At 57.6% G+C, this 17,929-nt stretch carries 19 protein-coding genes; 13 read left to right on the top strand and 6 right to left on the bottom strand.

Annotated elements, in window-relative coordinates; genetic code table 11:
• Positions 1 to 46: 46 nt before the first annotated feature.
• Positions 47 to 1,063, bottom strand: coding sequence for an AraC family transcriptional regulator (locus ACIPIN_RS00200; RefSeq protein ID WP_401113658.1), 1,017 nt, complete (start codon positions 1,061 to 1,063; stop codon positions 47 to 49).
• Positions 1,064 to 1,336: 273 nt separating this feature from the next.
• Between ACIPIN_RS00200 and ACIPIN_RS00195 the strand changes: the two genes are divergently transcribed.
• Complete coding sequence (locus ACIPIN_RS00195) at positions 1,337 to 2,533, top strand: MFS transporter (protein ID WP_401113655.1); 1,197 nt, start codon at positions 1,337 to 1,339, stop codon at positions 2,531 to 2,533.
• Between the two features lie 17 nt (positions 2,534 to 2,550).
• On the opposite strand, the gene ACIPIN_RS00190 is transcribed toward ACIPIN_RS00195, so the two are convergent.
• Positions 2,551 to 3,600 carry an alpha/beta hydrolase family protein gene (locus ACIPIN_RS00190; RefSeq protein WP_401113652.1) on the bottom strand — a complete coding sequence of 350 codons (1,050 nt, stop codon included), beginning with the start codon at positions 3,598 to 3,600 and terminating at the stop codon, positions 2,551 to 2,553.
• A 263-nt stretch (positions 3,601 to 3,863) separates the two neighbouring features.
• Positions 3,864 to 4,475 (bottom strand): FMN-dependent NADH-azoreductase, encoded by a 612-nt coding sequence (locus ACIPIN_RS00185; RefSeq protein WP_401113650.1) that lies wholly within the window; start codon positions 4,473 to 4,475, stop codon positions 3,864 to 3,866.
• A 128-nt stretch (positions 4,476 to 4,603) separates the two neighbouring features.
• Here ACIPIN_RS00185 and ACIPIN_RS00180 point away from each other — a divergent pair, with 128 nt between their 5' ends.
• On the top strand, positions 4,604 to 5,512 hold the full coding sequence (locus tag ACIPIN_RS00180; protein WP_401113647.1) for a LysR substrate-binding domain-containing protein: 909 nt from the start codon (positions 4,604 to 4,606) through the stop codon (positions 5,510 to 5,512).
• The gene (locus ACIPIN_RS00175) at positions 5,509 to 5,868 is read left to right on the top strand and encodes an MmcQ/YjbR family DNA-binding protein (protein WP_401113644.1); all 360 of its coding nucleotides are present in this window, start codon (positions 5,509 to 5,511) and stop codon (positions 5,866 to 5,868) included. The genes ACIPIN_RS00180 and ACIPIN_RS00175 overlap by 4 nt, the downstream gene beginning before the upstream one ends.
• A 9-nt stretch (positions 5,869 to 5,877) precedes the next feature.
• Here ACIPIN_RS00175 and ACIPIN_RS00170 read toward each other — a convergent pair whose 3' ends face one another.
• Both ACIPIN_RS00170 and ACIPIN_RS00165 read right to left on the bottom strand, forming a co-directional pair.
• Positions 5,878 to 6,270, bottom strand: a complete 393-nt coding sequence (locus ACIPIN_RS00170; protein ID WP_401113643.1) for a DUF1294 domain-containing protein — start codon at positions 6,268 to 6,270, stop codon at positions 5,878 to 5,880.
• A complete protein-coding gene (locus ACIPIN_RS00165) occupies positions 6,267 to 7,097 on the bottom strand; it encodes an undecaprenyl-diphosphate phosphatase (RefSeq protein ID WP_401113640.1) in 831 nt (276 codons plus the stop codon). Before ACIPIN_RS00165 ends, ACIPIN_RS00170 begins: the two co-directional genes overlap by 4 nt.
• A gap of 300 nt (positions 7,098 to 7,397) precedes the next feature.
• Here ACIPIN_RS00165 and ACIPIN_RS00160 point away from each other — a divergent pair, with 300 nt between their 5' ends.
• From ACIPIN_RS00160 to ACIPIN_RS00120, 9 genes are all read left to right on the top strand, one after another.
• Positions 7,398 to 9,032 carry a methyl-accepting chemotaxis protein gene (locus ACIPIN_RS00160; RefSeq protein WP_401113637.1) on the top strand — a complete coding sequence of 545 codons (1,635 nt, stop codon included), beginning with the start codon at positions 7,398 to 7,400 and terminating at the stop codon, positions 9,030 to 9,032.
• Between the two features lie 268 nt (positions 9,033 to 9,300).
• Positions 9,301 to 9,864 carry a nicotinamide riboside transporter PnuC gene (gene pnuC, locus ACIPIN_RS00155; protein ID WP_401113634.1) on the top strand — a complete coding sequence of 188 codons (564 nt, stop codon included), beginning with the start codon at positions 9,301 to 9,303 and terminating at the stop codon, positions 9,862 to 9,864.
• Positions 9,861 to 10,385 carry an AAA family ATPase gene (locus tag ACIPIN_RS00150; protein ID WP_401113632.1) on the top strand — a complete coding sequence of 175 codons (525 nt, stop codon included), beginning with the start codon at positions 9,861 to 9,863 and terminating at the stop codon, positions 10,383 to 10,385. The genes pnuC and ACIPIN_RS00150 overlap by 4 nt, the downstream gene beginning before the upstream one ends.
• Positions 10,386 to 10,717: 332 nt before the next feature.
• Entirely contained in the window at positions 10,718 to 11,155 is a 438-nt protein-coding gene (locus tag ACIPIN_RS00145) for a hypothetical protein (RefSeq protein WP_401113629.1), read from the top strand.
• 1 nt (position 11,156) lies between these two features.
• Complete coding sequence (locus ACIPIN_RS00140; protein WP_401113627.1) at positions 11,157 to 11,729, top strand: adhesin; 573 nt, start codon at positions 11,157 to 11,159, stop codon at positions 11,727 to 11,729.
• A 53-nt stretch (positions 11,730 to 11,782) separates the two neighbouring features.
• Complete coding sequence (locus ACIPIN_RS00135; RefSeq protein WP_401113624.1) at positions 11,783 to 13,006, top strand: heme utilization protein; 1,224 nt, start codon at positions 11,783 to 11,785, stop codon at positions 13,004 to 13,006.
• 70 nt (positions 13,007 to 13,076) lie between these two features.
• Entirely contained in the window at positions 13,077 to 13,757 is a 681-nt protein-coding gene (locus tag ACIPIN_RS00130; protein ID WP_401113622.1) for a C39 family peptidase, read from the top strand.
• A 33-nt stretch (positions 13,758 to 13,790) separates the two neighbouring features.
• Positions 13,791 to 14,531, top strand: coding sequence for a hypothetical protein (locus ACIPIN_RS00125; RefSeq protein ID WP_401113621.1), 741 nt, complete (start codon positions 13,791 to 13,793; stop codon positions 14,529 to 14,531).
• Positions 14,532 to 14,577: 46 nt separating this feature from the next.
• On the top strand, positions 14,578 to 15,852 hold the full coding sequence (locus tag ACIPIN_RS00120; protein WP_401113619.1) for a hypothetical protein: 1,275 nt from the start codon (positions 14,578 to 14,580) through the stop codon (positions 15,850 to 15,852).
• Between the two features lie 65 nt (positions 15,853 to 15,917).
• On the opposite strand, the gene ACIPIN_RS00115 is transcribed toward ACIPIN_RS00120, so the two are convergent.
• Entirely contained in the window at positions 15,918 to 17,243 is a 1,326-nt protein-coding gene (locus tag ACIPIN_RS00115) for a sigma 54-interacting transcriptional regulator (protein WP_401113617.1), read from the bottom strand.
• Between the two features lie 344 nt (positions 17,244 to 17,587).
• On the opposite strand from ACIPIN_RS00115, the gene ACIPIN_RS00110 reads away from it, so the two are divergent.
• Entirely contained in the window at positions 17,588 to 17,854 is a 267-nt protein-coding gene (locus ACIPIN_RS00110; protein ID WP_216744148.1) for a hypothetical protein, read from the top strand.
• The last annotated feature ends 75 nt before the right edge of the window (positions 17,855 to 17,929 follow it).

Genomic DNA, 17,929 nt, shown 5'->3' with positions numbered 1-17,929 from the left:
AAGGCTTGCCCGCGATGAGGCCAGACCGATCAATACAAAGTCTGGATCAATGGGCTTCGTTGAGAATCAAACTGCGGTAATGCCCCGGATTGGACCCGGACCACTTGCGAAACGCCTTGTAGAACGAACTGGTATCGGCAAACCCGAGCCGCGTGGCGATCTCGGCGAAGCTGATTGAAGGCTCCGCCAACCAGACAATCGCCAGTTCCTTGCGCACGCTGTCCTTCAAACCCTGATAGGTCTGCCCTTCTTCCGCCAACCGTCGACGCAGTGTCGAAGCCGACATGCACAGCCGCTGCGCCAGGCTGTCGGTCTCCGGCCACTGTTCGGCAGGGAGTTGCCGCAAATCGTGTTTGATCCGGCTCGCCAGGCTTTGCGGATCGCGGTACTTGACCAGGATATTGGCCGGCGCATGGGCCAGAAAGCGTTTGAGTTCGTCGCTGCTGCGCTTGATCGGCAGGTCCAGGCAATCGGCCGAGAAAATCATTCGTGTACGCGGTCGGTCGAAGCGCAGGTTTTCGGAGAACATCACCTTATAGTCATCGCAGAAGTCCGGCTCCGCGCAGCGCAATTCGATGGCCAGAATCGGTATCCGTCGCCCGGCCAGCCAGCAGGCAACGCCATGGACGATCATCCAGTAGGTGAAATAAGTGAAGGCGCGACGCGGGTCCTGGTCGTCTTCGAACAGGACGATTTCCGCCAGGCTTTGCTGATGAACCAACTGCGCCGGCATGCGCTCCAGCATCAACGACAGAAACCCCAGCCCGGACGTCAATCCGGCTGCCAGCGTCGGCTGGGCCATGGCGCAACGGCAGAGAAACTCCAGACTGCCGGATTTCAACTGACGCGGGTCCATGCCAAAGAATTCGTCGTCCATGCGCCACGCCAGTAACCGCCAGAGCCGCGCATAAGCGGTGGCCGGAACCCTTGCCTCGGCAATGTCCAACAGATGCGGATCGATGCCGACTTTGTGCAAAACCTCGTCGCTGGCCGCCTCGGCTGCGCAACTTTGCAACAGCGCCTCACGCACCAGGTGAATGGAGATGGTGTCTTTTTCCGACATTGAACGTGGTGAACCCTTTTTTGTTTGTCGGCCATCTTAGCGCAGGCATCGTTTTCTTAAGATCAAAAGATCGTCCGAACGGTGCCCGAACCTTCGGCAGCTCCTACAGTGAAACGTATTCCAACGTAGGAGCTGAAGGCTGCGATCTTTTGGCCTGAAAAAGATCGCAGGCTGCGCCAGCTCACACGGGAATTAACCGTTAGCCTGCTTCCTTTTATTTCTTGCCCGCGCCATGATGCACTTCTCTAACCGCCCGCCCGCGAACGAGCCCTCATGTCTGCGCAACAAACACCTCCCGTCAGCTCCATGGCGATCACCCTGCAGATCGTCTCCATCGTTTTTTATACCTTTGTTGCGTTCCTCTGCATCGGCCTGCCGATCGCGATGTTGCCGGGGTATGTCCATGAGCAACTGGGGTTCAGCGCCATCGTCGCCGGCCTGACCATCGGCTCGCAGTACCTCGCCACCCTGCTCAGCCGGCCCATGGCGGGTCGTATGTCTGACAGCATCGGCACCAAACGGGCGATTGTGTATGGCTTGCTGGGCATCGTGCTCAGTGGGGCGCTGACGTTGCTGTCGACCTTGTTGCAAAGCCTGCCATTACTGAGCCTGTTGATTCTGATCGGCGGTCGATTGTTGCTGGGGATCGCCCAGGGCCTGATCGGTGTCGGCACCATCAGTTGGTGCATGGGACAAGTGGGCGCCGAGCACACTGCGCGCTCGATTTCCTGGAACGGCATTGCCTCGTATGGCGCGATTGCCATTGGTGCGCCACTGGGTGTGGTGATGGTCGGTGAGTTGGGGTTCGCGAGTCTTGGGATTGCGCTCTCAGTATTGGCGCTGGCTGCACTGGTGCTGATTCGCAACAAGCCTTCGGTGCCGGTGATTCGCGGTGAGCGATTGCCGTTTTGGGCAGTGTTCGGGCGCATCGCGCCGTTTGGCGCGAGCCTGAGCCTGGCCTCGATTGGCTACGGCACACTGACTACCTTTATTACCTTGTTCTATATCAGTCGCGGCTGGACTGGCGCGGCCTGGTGCCTGACGGTTTTCGGCATCTGCTTCATCCTCGCACGCCTGCTGTTTATCTCCAGCATCAACCGTTTTGGTGGATTCAGCTCGGCCATCGCCTGCATGAGCATCGAAACCCTGGGGCTTGGCCTGCTGTGGTTAGCACCTACGACGGCGGTGGCGTTGATTGGCGCGGGGCTCACCGGATTCGGTCTATCGCTGGTTTATCCAGCGTTGGGTGTCGAGGCGATCAAGCAAGTGCCGAGCAGCAGTCGTGGCGCTGGTTTGAGTGCCTATGCGGTGTTTTTCGATCTGGCGCTGGCGATTGCCGGGCCATTGATGGGTGCGGTGGCGCTGAATCTGGGTTATTCGTGGATCTTCTTCTGCGCCGCACTACTGTCGATCACCGGACTGGGGCTGACCCTGCTCCTGAAACGTCGCTCAGCACTCAGCCCACTGTAGGCGCAGGTTATGCCTGCCTACGGGGATGTCTCGTCGGCGGTCTGCATCCCGGCCCGACTTGGCTTGCTCAGCGTACTGGAAAAGAAACGCCCGGCTTCGGAGATCAGGTTGCGGTGAATGTCCTCACGGTCAACGCCGTCGGCATCGGTGCACAAAGCCGGCATTGCCGCGAGCTGGTCCTTGGTACACGGCGCCATGAACACGAAGTGCCCGGCTCCGGCCAGCAGTTTGAAATCCGGGGCAATGGGTAGTTTGCGAGCGAGCGCCGCAGCGTTTTTATCGAGCGCGACCAGTTTGTCGCCATCGCCGCTGTAGAGCAGCACCGGCACATGCACGCCGGCCAGGGTGTGGCGACCAAACTTCAGGCTCAATGGCGCCATCAGCAACAAGGCGTGAACCCGTGGGTCAGCGACTGGCCGCAAGTCATCTCGGTCGACAATCAGTTCACCGTTGGTGCTGCAGGCGTCTCCGTCGTCAGGACGCTCCTTGCAGTAACGCCGCAGACGATTCAGGTCCGGTGTGGCGCCCGAGAGAATCAACGCGGTTTCGCCACCGGCCGAATAACCGATCACCCCGACCTCGTCGGGATTGACGAACGGCGACAGCATCGGGTCGGCGAGGGATGCGGTAATGGCTTCGGAAATCTGGATCGGGCGCCCATAGAGGTTGCTCAACGTACCGAAGCGGCTGTGGTCCTTGGAGTTGTCACCGGGATGAATCACCGCCACCACCACAAAGCCTTTGCGTGCCAGCGATGTCGCGAGGTCATGCAAGGCCAGTGGAGTGCCGTAGTTGCCGTGGGACAGCATCAGCATCGGAAAGCGCCCAATGGCGACTCTCGCGTCTTCGGTCGCCTGGATTTGATAGCCCTCGACCTTGCTTGAATGCTCGATGCCGGTCGACGGGTAAAAGGCGATGGCCCGCATCGGCTGCAAATCCAGCGGATCAAGAAACGTCAGCACATGGTAGCCAACGCTCCAATGAGTAGGATGCGGCGCGAACGCGGCTTGCACTGTATTCAGGCTGCTGAGCAGGCAGATCAGTAACATTGCACTAAGACGCACCATGGGATGCCCCACCTTGTTACCTGATTGAAATACCCGTTTTTTTCCAATCCCTTGGATTTAGAGCCTTGTGCCAGCGTTTACCGCTTTCAAGGTCTCAGCAGAACGGAGCCGATAACCCGAGACTGCATAACCTGGGCCAACACCTGAAACGACAGCGCTTTTGATTCAGAAACAGAAAGACTCCGTACCCCGATCGTTTTACGACGATCAGGGTACAGAGTCTAGTGGGTATAGCCTGAGCTTCTTAACTCTTTACGAAAGCCTTACGCGGCAGCGAACAATTGCTCGCTGATGTGCGCCTGAGCGTCGCTCATGGCTTTGCTGCGAACGTCGTCACCATAAGCCAGGCCATGGGCGCGGACGAACTCGATGTCGGTGATGCCCATGAAGCCCAGCATGACTTTCAAATACTCTTCGTGACCTACGCCCGTCGCTTGACCCACGTGCATACCGCCAGAAGTCGACACCACCACGACTTTCTTGTTACCGCACAGGCCTTCAGGGCCGGCTTCGGTGTAGCGGAAAGTCTGGCCGGCAACGGCAATGCGGTCGATCCAGGCCTTGAGCTGAGTCGGGATGGTGAAGTTGTACATCGGCGCTGCAATCACGACGGCATCGGCAGCGAGGAATTCAGCCAGGGTCGAGGCGCTCAGCCCGGCTTCGTGCTGTTGTGCGGCATTACGCAACTCAGCAGTGGTACCGGCAGCGACCAGCGTCGTCGAGGAGAAGTGGCTGATGGCATCGGCGGCCAGATCGCGGTAGGTAACCACGGCTGCAGGCTCGGCGGTTTTCCAGGCCTGGACGACACTGTGGCTCAACTGACGGGAAGCCGAGTTGTCGCCAAGGATGCTCGAATCGATGTGCAAGAGTTTCATGTGGGATCTCCAAGTGAGGATCGCCACTGGGCGATCTAGTGAGGACAATCCTACAGACGAAACCAATAGCTGATTAGCCAGCAACAATGCGATAGTTCGTCCCACTGACAGGACAGTCGAGTCACGCCATGCAAGACCTCAATGACCTTTACTACTTCGCTAAAGTGGTCGAAGCCGGCGGTTTCGCCGCCGCCGGGCGCCTGTTGGGCATTCCCAAGTCGCGGCTGTCGCGGCGCATCGCCGAACTTGAAGAGCGCCTGGGCGCCCGCTTGCTCCAGCGCACCACTCGCCAGCTCAAGTTGACCGCCGTAGGCGAGCGCTATTTGCGCCATTGTCAGGCGATGCTGCTGGAGGCCGAGATGGCTGACGAGGCCGTCGCCAGCATGTCCAGCGAGCCCCGAGGGCGGTTGCGGGTTTCCTGCCCCGTTGGGCTGGCCCATGAGTTTTTGCCATCGGTCATCAGCTCGTTTCTGGAACGTTTCCCTCATGTGCAATTGGAGATGCAGTTGCTCAACCGCCGGGTCGATCTGGTGACCGAAGGCATCGACGTTGCCTTGAGAGTGCGTGATCTGGGAGATGAAGACCCGTTGCTGGTTACCCGGCGCCTGCGTCAGGCGCAAATGGTGATGATCGCCAGCCCGACCTTTCTACGCGATCACCCGATCAGCAACCCGGAAGATCTGAAGCAGGTTCCGGTGCTCGGCGCTCTGGAGGCCGATCGCATGGTGCATGTGCGCATGCTCGACGCTCAGGGTAAAACCTGCGACCTGACGCTGGAAGCACGGCTGGGGATCGATGATTTCATCGTGCGCAAAGCCTGCGTGCTTGCGGGTCTTGGCTTCACCCTGCTGCCGATGATGTACTGCGAAGAGGAACTGGAAAACGGCTCACTGGTGCAATTGTTGCCCGAGTGGTCGCTGCCTGGCGGTTGGCTGCTGGCGGTCTACCCTCATCGGCGCGGTTTGCTACCGGCGGTGCGCGCCTGGATCGACCATTTGACCGAATCATTCAAAGCCTGCGGGGATCGATTGTTATGAAGGCTAAACCGATGAACGAGGAAGACGTGGCGCGTTTCTGCCTGGCGCTGCCCGGCGCGCAAGAGGATTACAAATGGGGTGGCGTGCGGGTGTTCTCAGTGGCTGGAAACAAGATGTTCGCCCTGCAAAACCTGCGGGGTGAGTCATTGGCGTTCAAGGTCGACAAAGAGCTGTTTCTGGGACATGTCGACCGCCCGGGCATTGGGCCTGCACCCTATCTGGCAAGGGCACAGTGGATCATCATGCAAACGCCCTACCCGCTTGGCGCCGATGAGCTGCAAAGCTTGCTGCAACGCTCTCATCAACTGGTGGTGAGCAAGTTGCCCAAGCGCGTGCAGGTCGGGTTATTGCTTTAGGCTTGCCGCTTACAGCTTGAAGCTTGAAACTGCTGTCCAGATCCAGAACACCTGATGCAGCAGCACGATGATCCAGAACACCAACTGATAGGACACTTTGCGGGTCTTGTGCCGAAACACTTGCTGGGCGAGCAAGGCGCCCGGCCAGCCACCGGCCAGTTCGACTGCATGCAGCACGTTTTCCGGTGTACGCCAGCTGTCGGCCCGGGCCTTGCGCTTGTCGCTCCAGTACAGCACGAACGCCAGCAGGCTGACGATGGCGTAAGCCGCGAGCGGAATCAGCGAAATCCCGCGCCACCATAGAAGCATCGAACCAAAAGCCGGTAAGGCGCACAGCACCAGGAACACCAGGCCTTTGAGGCGCGGGTTTTGAATCCCGCGCCCATTGCGTGGCTTGATCACGATTCGGCAGCTGCCCAGTCGACCCAACCGAACTGCCAGGTCGCCAGAATCAGCAAACCGAATGCGATCCGGTACCAGGCAAACGCTGCGTAGCTGTGACTGGCAATGAACTTGAGCAAGCCCTTGACCGCGATCATCGCGAATACAAATGCAGTGATGAAGCCGATGGCGAACACCGGAAGGTCAGCGGCCTGGAACAGATCGCGATACTTATAGCCGGAGTACACCGCGGCACCGACCATGGTCGGCATGGCCAGGAAGAACGAAAACTCGGTGGCGGTTTTACGCGACAAGCCAAACAACAAACCGCCGATGATCGTCGAACCGGAGCGCGAAGTGCCGGGAATCATCGCCAGACACTGGGCGAAACCGACCTTCAGCGCATCTTTCCAGGTGATCTCGTCGACGGTTTCAGCGTGCACGGTGTGCTCGCGACGCTCAGCCCACAACATGATGATCCCGCCCACTACCAGTGCGGTGGCCACGGTGATCGGGTTGAACAGGTACTTATGAATCATATTGGCGAAGATCACACCCAACACCACAGCCGGCATGAAAGCGATCAACAAGTTGACGGTAAACCGTTGGGCACCGCGCTGCGTGGGCAAGCCCGTCACCACGTCGAGTATCTTGCGGCGAAACTCCCAGACCACGGCCAGGATCGCGCCGAGCTGGATGATGATATTGAACGCCATCGCGCGCTCGCCACCGAAGTTGAGCAAATCCGCGACGATAATCTGGTGCCCGGTACTGGAGATGGGCAAAAACTCTGTAAGTCCTTCTACAATGCCAAGAATCAAAGCCTGAACGGCGGTCCAAAAATCCATTAATCCCCCAATGAAACGATGCCTCCAAGGCATGCCTCGTTAATAATGTTTAAGCGTCCACTGCGATCAGCGTCACTGAACGACAACGCGCTCAAGCCCCACGCAAAACCGTAAAAAATCTCGTGAGAAATCAGCGCTGATTCAGGTTTCTACTGACGCGGCCGAAATCCTATCAGACATGCCTGAATAACGCTGCGCCGTTATGAGACTTGAGTAGGGTTGGCCCGGAGGCGAAAGCGTGCCTCAATGCTGGCGGTCGGTTATGACAAGAACAAGAACAAAAACCCGGAGTACACGGTTATGAATAGCTTGCGCAGTGTGTCGATCAGCCGTCGTTTGTGGCTCATCTTGATTGTGGCTGTGCTGATGCTGTTGACGTTGGGTGTGCTGATGCTCAAGCAGATCCACGATGACCTTTATCAAGCCAAGGCACAGAAAACCCAACATGTGGTGCAGACGGCCAGCGGCATTCTGGCCTACTACCATGACCTGGAAACCGCCGGTACCCTGACCCGCGATGCGGCGCAGAAGCAGGCATTGAGCGTGGTTCGCGGGTTGCGCTACGACCAGAGCGACTACTTCTGGATCAACGACCTGACGCCCGTGATGGTCATGCACCCGACCAATCCGAAACTCGAAGGGCAGAACCTTTCCACGATCAAGGATCCGGACGGCTTCGCGTTGTTCAACGAGATGGTGGTTATCGCCAAGGCCAAAGGCGCCGGCGTGGTTGACTATCGCTGGCCGAAACCTGGCGCCAGCACCCCTGTCCAGAAGACCTCCTACGTGAAACTCTTCGAACCCTGGGGCTGGGTCATTGGTTCGGGTGTGTACATTGATGATATGCAGGCCGAATTCTACGCACAGATGTGGCAAACATCGTTTGTCGGGCTCGCTATTGCCGTGATGATGGCGCTGTTGGTGATCTTGATTGCGCGCAGTATCCTGCGTCCACTCCAGGAAACCGTGAACGCCATGGCCAATATCGCCAGCGGTGAAAGCGATCTGACCCGTAGCCTTGATACCCACGGACAGGACGAAGTGACCGAGTTGGCGCGGCATTTCAACGCCTTTACGGCAAAGTTGCGTCTGGTCATCAGCCAGTTGCAACAGTCCGCCAGTGCTCTGGGGCAGTCATCCCGCGACTTGGGGAACGATGCAGTCCAAGCCCAGGCGCGCAGCCAGCAACAGTCACAACAAATGGAGCTGGTGGCGACCGCCATCAATGAAGTGACCTATGGCGTGCAGGACGTGGCCAGGAATGCCGAACACGCCGCCAGCGAAATGCGCGATGCCGAAGCTCAGGCACAACAGGGGCAAGTGAACATCGATGGGAGCTTGCAGCAAATCGATCAGCTGTCGAGCACGATCGATCAAGCCGTCGAGGTTATCCGCACCCTGGCCGCTGAAAGCACACAGATCGGCAGCGTACTCGAAGTGATTCGCTCGATCGCCGAACAGACCAATCTGCTGGCGCTCAATGCGGCCATTGAAGCGGCCCGCGCCGGTGAGCAAGGACGGGGTTTTGCGGTGGTGGCCGATGAAGTCCGGCTGCTGGCACAGCGCACGCAAAAGTCCACGGCTGAAATCCAGTCAATGATCGAGCGCTTGCAGAACCATTCCGAGGCCGCCGTCAAAGTGATCGGCGACAGCAGTCGGGCCTCGCAACTGACCATTGAACAGGCCGGGTTGGCCGGTGCCAGCCTGAACGCGATCGGCCAGGCCCTGCGCAACCTGAATGGTCTGAACGCATCGATTGCCAGCGCAACCCTGCAGCAGGCGCATGTGGTCGAGGACATCAACCAGAACGTCACCCAGGCCGCCGGTTTGTCTCACAGCACCGCATTGGCCGCTGAGCAGTCGAGCGCCGCGAGCGTGCATTTGAAAGAGCTCAGTGAGCAGCTGAATGGTCTGCTCAAGCAGTTTCGGGTGTAGACACATTTTGCGGTGAAACGCTGCCCCTGCGGTTACACGATTCGTAGCAGCTGCCGAGCCCGCGAGGCTGCGTTCGGCTGCGAAGCAGTCGTAAAAATCAGACACGATGTTTTTCAGGTTAACCGTGGAGGCAGGATTTACGGCCGCTGCGCAGCCGAACGCAGGCTTCGCCAGCTGCTACGAGGAATGTGCCTAGCCTGAGCACCCTCGCCGCAATCCCCAGCTGCGTTACAATCGGCGCCCTTTTCGACTTCACCAAGGAACCGTCATGTCCGGGCTTGAACTGTTTGCCGCCGCTCTCGGCGTGATTGCCGTCTGGTTGACGGTCAAACAGAACCCCTGGTGCTGGCCGATCGGACTGGTCATGGTGCTGCTCTATAGCTGGATCTTCTTTGAGGTGAAGCTGTATTCGGACATGCTGTTGCAGGTGATCTACGCCGGCTTGCAGCTCTACGGCTGGTGGCAGTGGACCCGTGCCGGCGAAGCGCAGGATGGACGGCAAGTCACGCAACTGGACGGCCGCTCGATGTGGACGGGGTTGGCCGTCGGTGCCTTGGGCAGTTTGCTGCTGGGCGCGGCCATGGCCCATTGGACCGACGCCGCTCAGCCCTGGCTGGACGCTGCATTGACCGGCTTCAGCCTGGTGGCGCAATTGTGGATGGCGCAAAAACGCCTGCAATGCTGGCCGCTGTGGATTGCCGTCGATGTGATTTTCGTCGGATTGTTTATCTACAAGGGCTTGTACCTGACAGCTGCCCTCTATGGTCTGTTTACGCTGATCGCCGTGCAAGGCTGGCGTGAGTGGCGGGCCGATCCGGCGTTGCGCGCATGAAAGTATTGGTACTTACCGGCCCGGAATCCAGTGGCAAAAGCTGGTTGTCGGCAGAGCTTCAACGGCATTTTGGCGGGCTACTGGTGGGTGAGTACGTCCGCTACTTCATTGAACAGAACCCTCGTGATACCTGCCTTGCCGATATCCCGGAGATTGCCCGCGGCCAAATGGCATGGGAAGACAGCGCCCGGACCAAGCGCCCTGAGTTGCTGATTCTCGACACACACCTGCTGAGCAATGTGTTGTGGAGTCAAACCCTGTTTGGTGAATGCCCCGCGTGGATCGAAAATGCGTTGCTGGCCAGGCATTACGACCTGCACTTGTTGCTTTCCCCTGAAGTGGTGGATTGGACCGATGACGGCCAGCGCTGCCAACCGGATCTGAACCAGCGCCTGGCGTTCTTCAACGCAACAAAAGCCTGGCTGGAACAACACCAGCAAAGACTGCAGGTCATCAACGGCGATTGGGCCGAGCGCCGTCGTCAGGCATTTACTGCCGTTGAGTATCTGCTAAAGCCGTGATGGCATCTGCATCCTGGGGGGGAATATGTCCGTTTCTGAAACACTCCAGTGCATCGCAACAGCCCTATCAACGGCCTTCATCCTCTTGTCATGCTGACTGTTAAGTCATTGATACACTCGCCCGCAAACCCTTGATTTAGAGCTTTTCGACAGATGCGGCCGGCTCGCGACGGCGGGCACCGTCTCACGGTTGATACAGCTCAAACATCCCCCTTCCTGCCCCACCCTTTAACCCATTGAATTCAATCAATAAATAAAAAGCGGCACAGCTTCTGCTCTCTCCTTCACAACGCTGACTAGGGCCAGCGCACAAAAGAAGAGGGAGTGCCGACGTGGAGACAATCGATAAAGGCTTTATCCGCCTCCTGCTGCTCGGATGTGCGTTCAGCTCTGTCATCAGTCTGCCTGTCCAGGCCGCCGATGGGATCATTGTCATTCAGCGGGAAGTCCAAACGCGTAACGCGACTCGCCGCCCTATGGTTCCCGACCCTAACCCCCTGACCGTCAATGCCAATCCGTCCAAACAAGTCATCAGTGCAACCAACGAATTGACGGACGGTGACATTGCCGGCATCAGCAGCGGTGCAAGCATCGCTGGCACGATCACTCAAGCCACCGGCGCGCTGAACGGCAGCATCAATGGTCAGTCACAGCTGCCCGGCTTGTCCGCTGGACATTCCGCAGGCTCCGGCAACGGTGTTGCCAATAGGATCAACGGCACCATCCAGCAAGGCCTGGGCGGTCTGAAAATCTTATCGGGGGGACAATGAAATGAATCGCACTCTGCTGATTCTGGCCATGTTTTGCAGTGCGCCGACCTTTGCCCAATCTCCTGTCATCGATACTGCCACCATCGACAACTCCGGCAGGCAGTACCAAGGCAACTTCTCGGTCAACCAGGCTGCCGGGGATCAGCAACAACAGGCCAACGCCCGTGCCATCGCCATTGACACCGACGCCAGCGCCACCACGCAGATTCGCCAACGGTTGCGTACTCATGTCGATCCCAGGATCGATGCCCAGTCAGCCATTAAAGGCAACTCCTTCAGTAACGGCAATGGCGTACTGGGGGTCAACCAGAGCTCGGGCGCCAGCAACCAGCAAGCCAACGCCCTGCGGATAAGCATCAGTGCTACGCCGCAAAGTATCGACGACAGCGTCCTCATGCAACAGAACGTGGCGCTGCTCAACAACTCCGATTCAACGGATCTTACTCCTGGCCATCGCCAGGTCGCTACCAGCGACCAGGCCTTCACCGGTAGCCGTGGGGTGATCCAGTTGAATCAGAGCGCCGGGGTGGGAAACCGAACGGCCAACACCCTGAGCGTACGGGTCGCGGATTGACCCAAAAGGTAAAAAACAACACTTAACCTAAAAATAAAGTACGGAGAATCAGCATGAAACCCACAATGGCAATCAAGCCTCTGGTTTTCGCAATCGCTGCGGTAATGGCTATTGCTGCACAAGCTGGCCAAGGTGGTGACGAGCATCATCATCGTCATCACATGAATCCAAAAGACACCACCAATGCTGGCGCCACTGCCAACGCCACAGATAAACAAACCAGCACTAACAACTACATCAGCAATGAAGGGACTAAAAACACCGCCAACATGACCAACTCGGCCACGGGCGCCTCCGGTAACGTGGGCGTCAACGTTGCAGCAGGCGACGGCAACCAACAAGACAACGCTGCCGCTATTGCCAGCGGCGATGGCTCGTTTGTCTTTGGGTCTGTGGTAGCAACCGCCAAGGTCACCCAATACCAAAACAACAACGAGGTCTACAACCAATCCACCACCAACAACGCCAACATGAGCGGTTCGGCCAACGGCGGCAGCGGCAACATGGGCATCAACATGGCTGCTGGCGACCTTAACCAACAGAAAAACACCATGGCGATCGCTGTATCTGGAGGCAAGCACGCTACCGCAACCGCGAGTGCCGATCAAACAGGCCCAGGCCTGAAGGTGTATAACGACGCCGATCGGACGTACCGCCTGGATACGCTGTCGCGTACCACCACAGCCAGCGGTCATGAGTCTTTCAAAGAGGCATCCGCATCGCACTCTGCTTCGGACTTTGCCAGGTACTCTGCTTCGGCCTTTGCTGAGCAATCTGCTTCGAAATCTGCTTCGAGCTCTGCCAGCGCCTCTGCTTCGCACGCTGCTGTGAAAGCTAATCTGGATGTGAACGTGGACGTGGACATTAGCACTTCCAGGAATAATGGCTGGCACCATAGCCGCAGCAGTACGGATATCAACGCAGATATCGACGCATCGCTCAGCGCATCGATTGACAAATCGAACAGCAAATCGAGCAGCAAATCGAGCAGCAAATCGAGCAGCGAATCGGGCAGCGAATGGTCCGCCGCAGCTGGCAGCAAATCGAAAGACAAATCGCAGAGTTTCAGCGAGTCCAGTTCTTTTGACTTGAGCAACACCGTGTCCTGGCAAGTGCTGACCCCAACTGGCTGGGCAAACCCTGTGACCAACACTGCTAACCTGAACGGTTCGGTTAATGGCGGCAGTGGCAACCTGGGCGTCAACGTGGCTGCCGGTGTTGGCAACCAACAAAGCAACTCGCTGTCCATTGCATCCGGTTGCAGAACCTGCCTGTAAACTAAGCTCCAGAGTCTGGAGAGCCCCCTTCGGGGGGCTTTTTTTCACTCTTGCACGAAGGCTTCCGATCATGCGCATTTTCGCCCTGGTGTTCCTGGTTTTTCTGGCTGGCCTGAGCGAAGCGGGGCAAATGCCGCTTTCCGTCTTGCCAGGCGGAGCGGTCGTTTTCAAACCGGTCCAGAGCATGCGTGAGCGCAAATTTGCCGACCTGGTCCAACAGAAAACCGATTTCAGTTGCGGTGCAGCTTCCCTGGCGACCGTATTGCGCCAGGCCTATTGGCTGGACGTAACCGAGGCCCAAATCATCGAAGGCATGCTGGCTCACTCCGACCAGAATCTGGTCCGCGTCCAGGGCTTCTCCATGCTCGACATGAAGCGTTACGTGGAAAGTATCGGCATGCGGGCCCGTGGTTACCGGGTATCGCCGGAAGGTCTGACCAGTGTCGCCATTCCGGTCATCGTGCTCATGGACATCCGCGGCTACAAGCACTTCGTGGTCATGCAAAAAGCGGAGAAAGACTGGGTGTATATCGGTGATCCGGTACTCGGTCACAAACGCTTCAAGTTCGACGACTTTGTCAAAGGCTGGAACGGCATCATCTTCGCCGTCATAGGCCAGGGCTACGACAAGACCAACGTCTTGCGCGAACCACCTTTGCCACTGACCGCCAAGAACCGCATCAACACCTTCAGCCCGGTGCCGGACGCAGAGTTGATGGATTTCGGATTCATCCAGAGCGACTTCTTCTAATGACAAGGGAGCACGAAGCTCCGGGAGCATACAATGAAGACTCCATACTGGCTGGCCGTCGTTTGCCTGGCCGCCAGCCTGCCTACACAAGCACTCACGTTCAAACCGATTGAACTCAAGGATCAGGAGTTGGCGACCCTTCGCGGCCGGTTTGTCATGCCGGGCAGGATCATCAGTTTCGGGATTGTCATGTCCAGTACCTGGCAAAATACCCGCGGTGACGTGATCGGGGCAACCTCCTCGATGCAGATTCAAGAATCGACCATCAAGCCACAGTTCTATGTGTCGATGATCGACAAGAAAGGTGATGATTCGCCGGTCTCCCAGGGTTCCGGCAATGTCAGCGGCGGCGGCGGCCTCAGCACCACCCAGGGTGTAACCCAGGTCGTGCGCGCCGCCGGCGACTACAACAGCGCCTACAACAATGTCGGCATCAACGTCAAAGAAGCCAACCAGGCACCACAAATGGATACTCAGGGCCAGCCATTGACCGCCGGCACGACCCTGTCCGCTTCCAACGGTGCCGGGACCTTCAGTATGTCGTCGAGTAGCGCTGGCGTGCAGTTGAGCATCCAGGCCAACAACAATCAGGGCAGTACCGTGCAACGCCTTGCCCAGGGCAGCCTGATGCAGAACGCGACCTTGCTCGGCGGAGGAAACCAGGTGAACAACCTGACGGCCCTCAATGTTGTCCTGCGCAACAACCTGCCGACCGCCGGGGCGCTGGACTGCAGTCTGGACCAACTAAAAGGCCTACGCACTCTCGGATACTGATCTACGCTCAGTCTCATCGAATGTAGTCAGAAGGGACGGCAACCCCATGCACAGATCGTTCACGTTGAGAGCTGTCGTTTGTTTGAGTACCCTGGTCCCGGCCACTTTGCTGCAAGCAGCACCGGACCCCCAGGTAGAAGCCCTAAAACAAGAACTCATGGAGCTGAAACGGCGTTACGAAGCACAACAGAACGCGCTGATGGTACTTGAGCAGCGCGTTAAACAAGTCGAAGAAACACCTGCAACGCCTGCTCCCAAGCGCCTGACCCGCTCCCCAGCCGAACAGACCGCAGGCGCCAAGACCGTGGCCATGGGTGCCCCTGGGACCAGTTCGTATGGGCAGTCGCTCAAGGAAGACTCGGGACCGGCGCAAAGCGTGTCCAACCTGTATGACGAAGCCAGCGGCTTCTTCGGTGGTGGCAAGTTCAGTCTCGAAACGGGCATGACCTATACGCACTATGACACCCGTGCATTGGTGCTCAATGGCTTTCTGGCTCTTGACTCGATTTTTCTCGGCAACATCAACATTGACCGCATCAAGGCCGACAACTGGACCCTGGACCTGACAGGCCGCTACAACGTGGCGCAACGTTGGCAATTCGACATCAACGTCCCGATCGTCTATCGAGAATCGACATACTCCTCTGGTGGTGCAGGAGGCGCAGCCCCGGTCTCATCCGACGCCACCGTTAAGCGCGATCCGACCATAGGCGATGTCAACTTTGGTGTTGCCTACAAGTTCCTGGATGAATCGGAAAACCTGCCCGACGCGGTCGTCACTCTGCGAGTCAAGGCGCCGACGGGTAAAGATCCGTACGGAATCAAGCTGGTCAAGGACCCGGGCAACGACAATTTGTCGGTACCTCAGTCACTCCCTACCGGCAACGGTGTCTGGTCGATTACCCCGGGTATCTCGCTGGTCAAGACCTACGACCCTGCCGTGCTCTTCGGCAGCCTGTCCTATACCTACAACATGCAGGATTCCTTCAGCGATATCAGCCCCACTGTAAATTCCACGGTCCCGGGAGATGTGAAACTGGGCGACTCCTGGCAGATCGGCGCAGGCATTGCGTTTGCCTTGAACGAGAAGATGAGTATGTCGTTTTCGTTTTCCGACCAATTCGCCCGCAAAAGCAAAGTCAAACCAAGCGGCCAGGACTGGCAATCAATCCCGGACAGCGACTACAACGCTGCCAACTTCAACATCGGCCTGACCATGGCAGCAACCGACAAACTGACGATAGTCCCCAACCTCTCCATCGGCTTGACCCAGGACGCACCGGCCTTCTCCTTCAGCCTGAAATTCCCGTACTACTTCTAAACACCACACAAGGAAAAGGCCCGCTGCGATGTAAATCGCAGCGGGCCTTTTCGTTTCTCCGCGCCCTAGCGGATCTGGTGCTTGTGCAGCAATCGGTAAAAAGTCGGTCGTGAAACGCCCAGCACTCGAGCGGCTACGCTGAGGTTGTCACTGTGGCGGTTCAATACGTCGCACAATGCCTGGCGTTCGGCGCGGGTCTTGTAGTCTTCGAGGGTGCCCATCGGTGTGGTAATCACCTGTTGGCCAATCAACCCCAGATCCCGCGCCTCGATCTGCCGGCCTTCAGCCAGCACCAACCCTCGACGCACGCGGTTCGCCAGCTCACGAACATTACCCGGCCAATCGTGTTTGCCCATGGCAATCAGCGCGTCTTCGCTGAAACTGCGCGGCCGACGTCCGGTTTCCTGGCTGTAGAAGTGAGAAAAATGGTTGGCCAACATCGCCAGATCGCCGTGGCGCTCGCGTAGCGGTGCGGTGACCACCTGCAGGACGTTGAGCCGGTAGTACAAATCCTCGCGGAAGCGTTTGGCTTCGATCGCGGATTCCAGATCCACGTGGGTGGCTGCCAAGACCCGGACATCCACCGGAATAAGCTGACTGCCCCCCACCCGTTCGATGTGTTTTTCCTGAAGGAAACGCAACAGGTTGGCTTGCAACTCAAGGGGCAGATCGCCTATTTCGTCCAGAAACAGGGTGCCGCCATTGGCGGCTTCAATGCGTCCGACTTTACGTTGATGAGCGCCGGTGAAAGCACCCTTTTCGTGGCCAAACAGCTCGGACTGAATCAGATGTTCGGGGATCGCACCACAGTTGATCGCGACAAACGGTTTGCTGCGGCGTTGCGACTGACGGTGCAGGGTTCTGGCGACCAGTTCTTTACCGGTACCGCTTTCCCCTCGAATCAACACCGGCGACTCGGTAGGCGCCAATTTGCTCAGCAGTTTGCGTAATTCGCGGATCGGCCGGCTGTCGCCCAACAGTTCATGCTCGGGCTGGTTGACGTGAATCGTGCCCTGACCGCGCAAACGCGCCATGCCGAATGCCCGTCCAAGGGTCACTTGAACCCTGGAGACGTCGAACGGCAAGGTATGAAAATCGAAAAACCATTCGCAGACAAAATCGCCGACATTCTGCAACCGCAGAACTTCCTGGTTGAGAACAGCGATCCATTCAGTGCCGCTGTGGCTGATCAGCCCTTTGACGGCTTCCGGGCGCTCAAGATGAACAGGTTGAAGGCGCAGCAGGCCGACATCACAGGAGCGCTCGACGGCGTTTTCCAGAGTACAGCTGTCAACATCCCAGCCGACCGAGCGCAAACCGGGTAACAGGCGATGACAATCGTCGCACGGATCAACCACTAGCAAACGTCGCAATGCGGGCGTTTCTATCATGACTGTTCCTTGGCGCCAAAAAAATAGAAAAGTTATTAGAAACAGTCGTTTGGCGGGCCTGAATGTAACATTAGCAAGAACTTGACGCTGCCTTGTATCGTTTAACTATAGGGTTAATATCGTTTCCGTTATAAGAGTGACCTTCATTGGTTACCTAACGAGTTTGAACCTTTCATTCAGCTTTCAAAGCTCCCTTGATGTTGAGCATATGAAAGAAAGTTGAAATTTCTTTTGATTGTGTGTGACCCGCCCCCCTGTTGCGCGCATCAGTACAAGTAACCAGCCGAACGGTAAGCCCAACCGACGGCACATCACTTGATTGGGCACAGACGAGAGAAGACCCCATGAACGCCCCGCTCCGTATCAACGAAGCTCTTTTGATTGCCGACCGCGCATTTACGCCATTTCAATGCGTGGCCTGGGCCCCACAGGACGGTACTGGCGAACTCAGCCTGACCGTCATCGACCGCACCAGCACCCCTATCGGCCGCAAACAGATCCCCAGCAGTGCCTACACCGACCCGGCCCAACTTGAATCCTTGTTGGAACAGGTTCGCGCCGAGTTGAGCGAAGAAGGTTATCAACTGCAATCCTGGACAATGCCGCAATAAATGAAATGAAGTGTGCGGATGACGGCGAAGTGGTCCGCACTTTTTTATCGAAGCACCTCAAGGCATCCCCTGCCT

Source organism: Pseudomonas sp. NPDC087697, assembly GCF_044743155.1.
Lineage (GTDB): Bacteria > Pseudomonadota > Gammaproteobacteria > Pseudomonadales > Pseudomonadaceae > Aquipseudomonas.
This window is presented reverse-complemented; position numbering and strand designations above follow the sequence as displayed.

Bases quoted from the DNA above. Each gene is read 5' to 3' on its own strand.
- ACIPIN_RS00195 (WP_401113655.1), top strand. From the start codon at position 1,337: ATGTCTGCGCAACAAACACCTCCCGTCAGCTCCATGGCGATCACCCTG.
- ACIPIN_RS00130 (WP_401113622.1), top strand. From the start codon at position 13,077: ATGCGCATTTTCGCCCTGGTGTTCCTGGTTTTTCTGGCTGGCCTGAGC.
- ACIPIN_RS00125 (WP_401113621.1), top strand. From the start codon at position 13,791: ATGAAGACTCCATACTGGCTGGCCGTCGTTTGCCTGGCCGCCAGCCTG.
- ACIPIN_RS00190 (WP_401113652.1), bottom strand. From the start codon at position 3,600: ATGGTGCGTCTTAGTGCAATGTTACTGATCTGCCTGCTCAGCAGCCTG.
- ACIPIN_RS00185 (WP_401113650.1), bottom strand. From the start codon at position 4,475: ATGAAACTCTTGCACATCGATTCGAGCATCCTTGGCGACAACTCGGCT.
- ACIPIN_RS00110 (WP_216744148.1), top strand. From the start codon at position 17,588: ATGAACGCCCCGCTCCGTATCAACGAAGCTCTTTTGATTGCCGACCGC.
- ACIPIN_RS00180 (WP_401113647.1), top strand. From the start codon at position 4,604: ATGCAAGACCTCAATGACCTTTACTACTTCGCTAAAGTGGTCGAAGCC.
- ACIPIN_RS00165 (WP_401113640.1), bottom strand. From the start codon at position 7,097: ATGGATTTTTGGACCGCCGTTCAGGCTTTGATTCTTGGCATTGTAGAA.
- ACIPIN_RS00160 (WP_401113637.1), top strand. From the start codon at position 7,398: ATGAATAGCTTGCGCAGTGTGTCGATCAGCCGTCGTTTGTGGCTCATC.
- pnuC (WP_401113634.1), top strand. From the start codon at position 9,301: ATGTCCGGGCTTGAACTGTTTGCCGCCGCTCTCGGCGTGATTGCCGTC.
- ACIPIN_RS00120 (WP_401113619.1), top strand. From the start codon at position 14,578: ATGCACAGATCGTTCACGTTGAGAGCTGTCGTTTGTTTGAGTACCCTG.
- ACIPIN_RS00175 (WP_401113644.1), top strand. From the start codon at position 5,509: ATGAAGGCTAAACCGATGAACGAGGAAGACGTGGCGCGTTTCTGCCTG.
- ACIPIN_RS00150 (WP_401113632.1), top strand. From the start codon at position 9,861: ATGAAAGTATTGGTACTTACCGGCCCGGAATCCAGTGGCAAAAGCTGG.
- ACIPIN_RS00135 (WP_401113624.1), top strand. From the start codon at position 11,783: ATGAAACCCACAATGGCAATCAAGCCTCTGGTTTTCGCAATCGCTGCG.
- ACIPIN_RS00140 (WP_401113627.1), top strand. From the start codon at position 11,157: ATGAATCGCACTCTGCTGATTCTGGCCATGTTTTGCAGTGCGCCGACC.
- ACIPIN_RS00115 (WP_401113617.1), bottom strand. From the start codon at position 17,243: ATGATAGAAACGCCCGCATTGCGACGTTTGCTAGTGGTTGATCCGTGC.
- ACIPIN_RS00200 (WP_401113658.1), bottom strand. From the start codon at position 1,063: ATGTCGGAAAAAGACACCATCTCCATTCACCTGGTGCGTGAGGCGCTG.